The sequence below is a fragment of the Collinsella sp. D33t1_170424_A12 genome, from assembly GCF_015554865.1.
Lineage (GTDB): Bacteria > Actinomycetota > Coriobacteriia > Coriobacteriales > Coriobacteriaceae > Collinsella.
In genome coordinates, this window is the sequence record NZ_JADNJJ010000003.1 from 1 (window position 1) to 9,027 (window position 9,027).

Here is a 9,027-nt window from a genome sequence, read left to right on the forward strand (position 1 = left end):
ACATATGGCTAACCGCCACCTTCCTGCTCTTCTCGTCATCATGGATGGCTTCGGCCTGGCGCCCGAGGGCTCCGATAACGCTGTTAGCGCTGCCAACACGCCGTTCATCGACGAGCTGTATGCGAAGTATCCGCACACCACCCTCGGCGCCTCCGGCGAGGATGTCGGCCTGCCCGACGGCCAGATGGGCAACTCCGAGGTCGGACATCTCAACATCGGCGCCGGCCGCATCGTCTTCCAGGAGCTGTCGCGCATCAACAACGCCATCAAGGACGGCTCGCTCAAGGAGAACGAGGTCTTCGTCCGCACGATGGACGACTGCGCTTCCAATGGGAAGACCCTGCACCTCATGGGCCTTATGAGCCCGGGCGGCGTTCACTCCATGCAGTCCCACTGCGAGGCGCTCGTCTCCATGGCCGCGGAGCGCGGCGTGAAGACCGTTCGCGTGCACTGCTTCATGGACGGCCGCGACGTCGATCCGCAGTCCGGTGCCGGCTATGTTGCCGAGCTCGTTGACTTCCTGTCCAAGGTTTCCTCCGAAACCGGCTGCGATGCCCGCGTGGCTACGGTCGAGGGTCGCTACTGGGCCATGGACCGCGATAACCGCTGGGAGCGCATCCAGCTCGCTTACGACGTCCTCACCAAGGGCTCCGATGCCGAGGCCGATCCCGTCGAGGGCATCAAGGCCTTCTACGAGAAGGATCCGCGCGGCGACGAGTTCGTCGACCCGTTCGTCTGCCACAACGAGGGCATGGCCGACGGCGACGCCGTCATCTTCTTCAACTTCCGCCCCGATCGCGCCCGTCAGATGACCCGCGCGTTCACGGAGGAAGGCTTCGACGGCTTCGATCGCGAGGTCGTTCCCGCGCTGTCGCACTTCGTCACCATGATCGAGTACGATCCGTCCTTCAACGTCGAGGTCGCGTTCCCCAAGACGTTCCCCGAGAACGTCCTGGCCGACGTCATCGCCGCTAACGGTCTCAAGCAGCTTCACACCGCCGAGACCGAGAAGTACGCGCACGTCACGTTCTTCATGAACGGCGGCATCGAGGAGCCCAAGGAGGGCGAGGAGCGCGTGCTCGTGGCTTCGCCCAAGGTCGCTACCTACGACCTCAAGCCCGAGATGAGTGCTCCCGAGGTGACCGAGAAGCTCGTCGCCGCTATCAACGAGGACCGTGCCGATTTCTATATCGTGAACTTCGCCAACTGCGACATGGTCGGTCACACGGGTGTCTTCGACGCAGCCGTCAAGGCTGTCGAGGCCGTTGACCATGCGCTGTCCCAGGTCATCCCGGCGATCCAGGCCAAGGGCGGTTTCGCCCTCATCACGGCCGACCACGGTAACGCCGACCACATGTTCGACGAGGTGGATGGCGAGAAGAAGCCGTTCACGGCCCACACCACCAACCGCGTTCCGTTCATCATCGTGAGCGATACCGCAAAGCTCGTGGGAATCGAGGATGGTCGTCTGTCCGACATCGCGCCCACCATGCTTTCCATGGCCGGCCTCGAGCCCAGCGCCGAGATGACGGGCCGCGCGCTCGCCGTCGAGGAGTAGGCTGGATCGACTGCGCGCCTACATGACGCCGAACCGCCCGTTCGCCTGGTGCTGACGGGCGGTTTTTCAATCCGGGATGCACGAGTCGTAGACGGCTGTATTGAAGAGTGCTACGATAATGTACTGTCTTTTGAATCTCGTGAAGGAGTTACTCGTGGGTCCACTTCAAATCGCGCTGTTCGCCGTTTGGGCGCTCTCTGGTCTGTTTCTTATCGCGCTCGTCCTTATGCATTCTGGTAAGGGCACCGGTGTTTCCGACATGATCGCGAGCTCGCTGTACAATTCCAGCGCTGCTACCGGTGTTATGGAGCAGAACCTCGATAAGCTCACGGTTATCGTGGCCGTCGTGTTCTCCATCTCCGTGGTCCTGTGCATGTTCTTCTTCCCGCAGGGAATCGTGGGCCTGTAAGACGTCGCGCAACTTGGTCGACCGACCCCGTCCTCGAATCGAGGGCGGGGTTTTTGTTTGCCTGCGCGCCCATGAACGCATGCCGACACCTGCGATCGACCGGTTGATCGCGGCTGTATCGACCGTGTCGCGCCGCAATATTCGTAAGCTGTCGAATGGATGAAGCGATTGCAGCCGTTCACGGTCCCAATCAATCCGTTCGCCGACGGTGAATATTTCCAATTTATTTCAGATATATGAACGAGGGAGGGCGGCCTGAGGAGCGGTGGTTCGCACGCCTGTGTATCCATTTGATTTCCTCCCAGCTCTACGCATTGTTTTGCTAAAACTCCGAAGTCCAATGCAGCAACCACTGTCACCAAATAAAGAAAATCCTTGCTGTTAATCAAAATCTCCAACTATTTATGCAAAAAATACGGTAAGGTTATAAACAATCAACTGGTACCGCAACAGCCTGGGTACCGTGTTTGATTGCTCGACGCAGCGCATCGCACGTCACCTGATCGGGGAGGAGCGCTGCATCGTTACAGCTTTCTATTAAAGGAGGATGGCATGGCTGAAATGAAGAACGAATTCCACCAGCCGGTGGTTGGTCGTCGCGCATTTGTTGGCGGTACCCTTGCTGCTAGCTCCCTCGCGTTCCTCGCCGCTTGCGGCAAGAAGGACGCTCCTGCTGCCGGCAGCGCCGACGCTGCTGCTGAGGGCGTTACCCTCAACTTCTCCATCAACAACCCGGTCTGCATCGATCCCTACAACGTCCAGGAGGACCAGGGTACGCAGGTCGAGTTCCAGCTGTTCGACTCCCTTATGAAGTATGACTTCAAGGCCGAGGAGCTCAAGCCGCTGGCTTGCGAGTCCTTCGAGGCTTCCGAGGACGCCACCAAGTTCACCTTCCACCTCATCGAGGGCGCTAAGTTCCACAACGGCGATCCCGTCACCTCTGCCGATTTCAAGCGCGGCTGGACCCGTCTCGTCAGCCCCAAGAGCGCCATCCAGGTCGACCGCGGCCCCTCGCAGATCGCCTACCACCTGTCCCAGGTCAAGGGCTACGACGAGCTCGCTGCTGGCGACGCTGACGATTTCGCCGGTCTTAGCTGCCCCGATGACCTCACCTTCGTGGTCGAGCTCTCCGCTGCATACGCCGACTTCCCCTATGTCTGCTCCCACCCCGCACTCGCTCCTGTTCCGGCTGCTGCCGACGAGGATGCGAACGCCTTCTACCTCGCTCCCATCGGCAACGGTGCCTTCATGATGAAGCCCGGTACCAAGTGGGAAGACGGTCAGTACATCGACCTCGTCCGCTTTGACGATTACTATGGCGACAAGGCCGTCGTCGACGGTATCCACTTCGGCATCCAGAAGGATATCGAGACCTCCTACAAGGAGTTCCAGGCTGGTAACTTCGACGTTGCCGACGTTCCCACCGCCCAGATCGACGCCTGCAAGGCCGAGGCCGGCGAGTCCAAGGACGGCTACACCATGAGCGAGGGCGGCCGTATGCTGCTCGGCTCCGAGCCCTCCACCTACTATCTGGTCTGCAACACCACGGTTGAGCCCTTCAACAACGCCGACTTCCGCAAGGGCGTCTCCATGGCCATCAACCGCGAGGCTATCTGCAAGTCCATCTTCAAGGGTACCCGTACCCCTGCCGATGGCATCGTTCCTCCGGGTATGGACGGCTACCGCGAGGGCGCCTGGGAGTTCACGGCTTACGACGTCGATAAGGCCAACGAGTTCCTGGACAAGGTCGCTCCGATGAACGGCGATTCCCGCGGCATCGAGATGGTGCTGTCCTACAACCAGGACGGCGGCCACAAGGAGATCATGGAGTCTGTGATCGGCGACCTCGCCAAGGTCGGCATCACCGTCACCTCCGATACCCCCGAGTGGTCTGCGCTCCTTTCCAAGTACGATAACATGGACTTCCAGATCGGCCGTCTCGGCTGGGTTGCCGACTATCCGATCATGGATAACTTCCTGTACCCGCTGTTCCACTCCGATTCCCTGGGTGGCGACAACAAGTCCGGTTACAGCAACCCCGAGGTCGACAAGCTCATCGAGGAGGCTCGCACCATCGTTGACGACGCCCAGCGCGTTGCCAAGATGCAGGAGGCCGACGCCATCATCGGTGCCGACCTGCCCGTCATCCCGCTGATGTTCTACACCCACACCCTGGTTGGTTCCAGCCGCGTGAAGAACCTCTACATCGACCCGCAGAAGAAGGCTTACCTGGCGGGCGCCGAGCTTACCGCGTAAATTACGTCGATTGTCGCAAACAGGTGTCAACTTAGGCTATACTGTTAATTTACAAAAACGGGATGCCGATCCTCGCGTCGGCATCCCATTTTGTGTGATATCAAACGGTTAGGGCGTAGATATCACTGTTGGAAGTCCCTACGACAGGGGAGAGATCGTTTTTATGGGAAAATATATCCTCAAGCGAGTGCTCCAGTTCATCCCGGTCTTCTTCGGCGTGACACTTATTCTGTTCGCGCTGCAGAATATCGTGCCGGGTGACCCGATCAAGCTGATCGGTGGTGGCGGTAAGGCCATGACTCCCGAAGCGGAGCTCAACCTGCGCATCCGCTACAACTTGGTCCAGGTCGATGAGAACGGCCATGCTGTCCTCGACGAGAACGGCGATCCTATGCCCGTTCCGCTGATGGATCAGTACGTCACCTATATCACCAACCTGTTCCAGGGTGATCTGGGCGAGTCCTATCAGCGCAAGATGCCGGTTACGGAGATCTTGGCTAACAAGTATCCCTATACCATCAAGCTTGCCGCGTGCGCGATCGTGCTCGAGGCGATTATGGGTATCGGCGCTGGTATCATCTCCGCGGTTAAGAGGTATTCGTTCTGGGATATTCTCGTAACGCTCTCCACCTCCGTGCTCGTTGCCGTCCCCGCCTTCTGGCTGGGCATGTTGCTGCAGCTCATCTTCGGTGTTTGGATGAAGGAGTGGACCGGCGGTGCGTTCTCGCTGCCCATCTCCGGTGCCGGCGGTGCTGCCTCGCAGTACCAGGACTGGATTCACTATATTTTGCCTTCCATCACGCTCGCGTCCGTCTCCACGGCGTACGCTGCGCGTATCATGCGTTCGCAGCTCCTCGATGTTATGAATCAGGACTACATTCGCACCGCTAAGGCCAAGGGCCTGTCCAACCGCGCCATCATCTGGCGTCATGCGCTCAAGAACGCACTTATCCCGGTCGTTACCTATATCGGTGTCGACTTCGGTGCGATGCTCGCCGGCGCGATCCTTACCGAGACGGTCTTCAACTGGCCCGGTGTTGGTTACGAGATCTATCGTGCCATCACGCAGCGCGACTGGCCCATCGTTATGGGTGGCGTCACCGTCGTTGTCGTCGTCGTTATGGTTATTAACCTGCTCGTAGATATCAGCTACGCATTCTTGGATCCGCGCATCCGCTATGGCGCGCCCAAGGATAAGTCGTAGGGGAGGGTTGGCATGCTAGAACCGAGTCCTACTCAGCGCGCCGGCATGGCCGCAACTGCGGATACCAAGGGCGTTAAGAAACCCGAGGAGAAATCCCGCACCCTGTGGGGCGACGCCTTCAAGCGTCTCCGCAAAAACAAGCTGGCCGTTTTCGCGGTCATCTGGATTATCTTCATCGCTCTCGTTGCCATCACGGCGGACCTATGGGCAGAGCCCTGGCTGGGTTCCCCCACGGCTTCCGACTCCGTGGCCATGGCCACCACGTCGCTCCTGCCTCCTTCGGCTGAGCATCCGTTCGGCACCGACCCGCTGGGCCGCGATATTCTTGTTCGCGTGATCTACGGTGCCCGTGTCTCGCTGTCTGTCGGCATCATGGCTACCGCCATCTCCACCGCGATCGGCTTGGTCCTCGGCGCCGTGGCTGCTTTCTACGGCGGCATCTGGGACACCATCATCATGCGCCTGGCCGACGTGTTCCTGGCGTTCCCGTACATCCTGTTCGTCGTTGCCATGATCGCCGTCATCGGTCAGAGCCTTACGAACGTGTTCATCGCTATCGGTATCCTTGGCTGGCCGAGCATCGCCCGCGTGTTCCGTTCGGCGATCCTCACCGTCAAGGAGAACGACTACGTCGATGCAGCGCGCGCCATGGGTGCTTCCGATGCTCGCATCATCGCGCGCCACATCTTCCCGAACTCCGTTGCTTCCATCGTCGTGTACGCGACGATGAACATCGGTGGCGCCATCCTGACCGAGTCCTCCCTGTCGTTCCTCGGAATGGGCGTCGTTCCGCCCACGCCGTCGTGGGGCTCTATGATTCAGGCTGGCCAGGCGTACCTGCAGACTGCTCCGTGGATGATGATCATGCCCGGTCTGGCGATCCTTTCCACCGTGCTTGCGTTCACCCTGCTCGGTGACGGTCTGCGCGATGCTCTCGACGTGAAGATGAAGGATGCGTAAATCCATGAAGAAGAACGCTAACAAGAACTACGTCGACCTGAAGACGCAGCCGATCCCCGAGGGTCAGCACCTGCTCGAGGTCGATAACCTCAAGATGTACTTCCACACCGAGGACGGTGTCGTCCACGCTGTCGACGGCGTATCGTATACGCTTGATCGCGGCGAGACCCTTGGCGTCGTCGGCGAGTCCGGCTCCGGTAAGTCTGTGACCGCCATGACCATCATGGGCCTTATCTCCATGCCTCCCGGCAAGATCGAGGGCGGCCGCGTCCTGTATCGCGGTCACTCACTGCTCGATATGTCGGAAGAGGAGATGCAGCACATTCGTGGCAACGACATCGCCATGATCTTCCAGGACCCCATGACCTCGCTCAACCCGGTCTATAAGATTGGTAAGCAGGTCGGCGAGGGCCTTCGTCTGCATCGCGGCTATTCCAAGCAGGAAGCGCTCAAGCGCGCTACCGAGCTGCTCGACCTCGTCGGTATCCCCGAGCCCGAGAAGCGCGTCAACGAGTATCCGCACCAGTTCTCCGGCGGTATGCGTCAGCGCGTCATGATCGCCATGGCCCTTGCGTGCGACCCCGATATCCTCATCGCCGACGAGCCCACCACCGCGCTGGACGTTACCATCCAGGCGCAGATCATCGAGCTCATGCAGGAGATGCAGGAGAAGAACGGCAACGCCATCGTCATGATCACCCATGACCTGGGCGTCGTCGCCGATATCGCCGATAAGATCATGGTCATGTACGCCGGCCGTCCGGTCGAGTTCGGTACTGCCGACGAGATTTTCTACGATAGCCGTCATCCCTATACGTGGGGCTTGATCCGCTCGATTCCCGAGCAGGCTATCGACGAGAAGAAGCCGCTTACGCCGATTCACGGCAACCCGCCGTCCCTCATGAACCTTCCCGCTGGCTGCCCCTTCGCTCCGCGTTGCCCGTACGCCCAGGATATCTGCCACGAGAAGCTTCCCGAGCACGTTACCACCGAGACGGGTCACTATTCCGCCTGCCACTTCGCCGGCGATATGGACTTCGTCAAGAAGAACGCTCCGAATACCTCTCGCTCGCGTGGCAAGATCGCTACCGGCACTCCTGACGTCCTCGACCCTTCCGTGATTGGAGGTAGGGCTTAATGGCCGATAAGACCCCGCTGCTCAAAGTCGAGCACCTGTGCAAGGAATTTCCCGCTGAGTCCGGTACCTTCGGCGGCCGTTTCGCTAAGCGTTTCGTCTCCGCTGTGAACGACGTTTCGTTCGAGATCTATCCTGGCGAGACCTTCGGCCTGGTTGGCGAGTCTGGTTGCGGCAAGTCTACGACTGGTCGTACCATCATGCACCTCACGTCGCCCACTTCGGGCAAGGTGTACTTCCAGGGCCGCGATATCTCCGAGATGAGCAAGAAGGAGCTCAAGGAGATGCGCCGCGATATGCAGTTCATCTTCCAGGATCCGTATGCGTCGCTGAATCCGCGCATGACGATCGGCGAGATCGTCTCCGAGCCCATGACCATCCATGGTATCGGCACCAAGGAGGAGCGCATCGAGCGCGTTCGCGAGTTGCTGCAGGTCGTCGGCCTCAATCCCGAGCACATCAATCGCTATCCGCATGAGTTCTCCGGTGGCCAGCGTCAGCGTGTCGGCATCGCCCGTGCCTTCATCCTTCGTCCGAAGCTTATCATCTGCGATGAGCCCGTATCCGCTCTCGACGTTTCGATCCAGGCTCAGGTCCTTAACCTGCTGAAGGAGCTTCAGGACAAGTACGGCACCGCGTATCTGTTTATCGCGCACGATCTTTCGGTCGTCCAGCACATCTCCGATCGCGTAGCCGTTATGTATCTCGGCAAGATGGTCGAGCTTTCTGACTGGAAGACGCTCTACACCGAGCCTCATCATCCGTATACGCAGTCTCTGCTGTCTGCTGTTCCGGTTCCCGATCCCGATATCCAGAAGACGCGTAAGCGCATTATTCTGGCCGGTGACCCGCCGTCGCCCATCGATCCGCCCTCGGGCTGCCGCTTCCACACCCGCTGCCCCATGGCACAGGACATCTGCAGCAAGGAGATCCCCGGCTTCGATGAGGTCGCTTCCGGGCACTACTGTGCATGCCACTTCGCCAAGCCGTTCCCCATCAAGGAGAGCCATATCAACCTGTAAGGGTTTTGACGGCAACGCCGACTACCCGGTTCATACCTGGCGCGTCTCTTCGGAGGCGCGCCTATTTTTATGCGTATCGCACGAAAGGGCTTTCCGATTCCTGTTAATCAGGCGCGATCGGCGGGGAAGTGGTGTTGGAGCGGTGGGCCATCTTTGCACTTATTGCATTATCTATCTGCGATAGTGTTGAATGAATCGGTGTGCGATCGACTTCGGGAAAACTTTCTCAAATATTTTTAAAATTGTACTTGCACAAGCTGGGACCGTAGGTTATTATCTTCCTTGTTGCGAGCGAGAGAGCAAACGACCGCGAGCAATCGAATCGTCGGAGTGGCGGAATTGGCAGACGCGCTAGCTTGAGGTGCTAGTGACCATTTCTCGGTCATGCGGGTTCAAGTCCCGCCTCCGACACCATCGAATAGTAACGCGGACCTTCGGGTCCGCGTTTTTTGTATAACTACGCATCTTGGCTTCTTTCGCTGT

7 protein-coding genes and 1 tRNA gene are annotated in these 9,027 nt (G+C 59.2%); all 8 read left to right on the forward strand.

Annotation, left to right across the window (positions count from 1 at the left end; genetic code table 11):
* Positions 1-4 precede the first annotated feature (4 nt).
* Entirely contained in the window at positions 5-1,558 is a 1,554-nt protein-coding gene (gene gpmI, locus I2E26_RS00275) for a 2,3-bisphosphoglycerate-independent phosphoglycerate mutase (RefSeq protein WP_195419166.1), read from the forward strand.
* A gap of 154 nt (positions 1,559-1,712) precedes the next feature.
* Positions 1,713-1,967, forward strand: a complete 255-nt coding sequence (gene secG / locus I2E26_RS00280) for a preprotein translocase subunit SecG (RefSeq protein WP_147588684.1) — start codon at positions 1,713-1,715, stop codon at positions 1,965-1,967.
* A gap of 552 nt (positions 1,968-2,519) precedes the next feature.
* Positions 2,520-4,223: an ABC transporter substrate-binding protein gene (locus I2E26_RS00285; protein WP_195419164.1), complete on the forward strand. Its 1,704-nt coding sequence runs from the start codon at positions 2,520-2,522 to the stop codon at positions 4,221-4,223.
* A 163-nt stretch (positions 4,224-4,386) separates the two neighbouring features.
* Positions 4,387-5,427, forward strand: a complete 1,041-nt coding sequence (locus I2E26_RS00290) for an ABC transporter permease (RefSeq protein WP_147588682.1) — start codon at positions 4,387-4,389, stop codon at positions 5,425-5,427.
* A 45-nt stretch (positions 5,428-5,472) separates the two neighbouring features.
* Positions 5,473-6,387 carry an ABC transporter permease gene (locus I2E26_RS00295; protein ID WP_229056285.1) on the forward strand — a complete coding sequence of 305 codons (915 nt, stop codon included), beginning with the start codon at positions 5,473-5,475 and terminating at the stop codon, positions 6,385-6,387.
* 4 nt (positions 6,388-6,391) lie between these two features.
* The gene (locus I2E26_RS00300) at positions 6,392-7,525 is read left to right on the forward strand and encodes an ABC transporter ATP-binding protein (protein WP_195419165.1); all 1,134 of its coding nucleotides are present in this window, start codon (positions 6,392-6,394) and stop codon (positions 7,523-7,525) included.
* A complete protein-coding gene (locus I2E26_RS00305) occupies positions 7,525-8,544 on the forward strand; it encodes an ABC transporter ATP-binding protein (RefSeq protein ID WP_147588679.1) in 1,020 nt (339 codons plus the stop codon). Before I2E26_RS00300 ends, I2E26_RS00305 begins: the two co-directional genes overlap by 1 nt.
* A 324-nt stretch (positions 8,545-8,868) precedes the next feature.
* A tRNA-Leu gene (locus tag I2E26_RS00310) sits at positions 8,869-8,958 on the forward strand.
* Positions 8,959-9,027: the final 69 nt, after the last annotated feature.

What these genes read in the sequence shown, in the direction of transcription:
- gpmI (WP_195419166.1), top strand. Translation starts at nt 5, where the DNA reads ATGGCTAACCGCCACCTTCCTGCTCTTCTCGTCATCATGGATGGCTTC.
- I2E26_RS00300 (WP_195419165.1), top strand. Translation starts at nt 6,392, where the DNA reads ATGAAGAAGAACGCTAACAAGAACTACGTCGACCTGAAGACGCAGCCG.
- I2E26_RS00295 (WP_229056285.1), top strand. Translation starts at nt 5,473, where the DNA reads ATGGCCGCAACTGCGGATACCAAGGGCGTTAAGAAACCCGAGGAGAAA.
- I2E26_RS00290 (WP_147588682.1), top strand. Translation starts at nt 4,387, where the DNA reads ATGGGAAAATATATCCTCAAGCGAGTGCTCCAGTTCATCCCGGTCTTC.
- I2E26_RS00305 (WP_147588679.1), top strand. Translation starts at nt 7,525, where the DNA reads ATGGCCGATAAGACCCCGCTGCTCAAAGTCGAGCACCTGTGCAAGGAA.
- I2E26_RS00285 (WP_195419164.1), top strand. Translation starts at nt 2,520, where the DNA reads ATGGCTGAAATGAAGAACGAATTCCACCAGCCGGTGGTTGGTCGTCGC.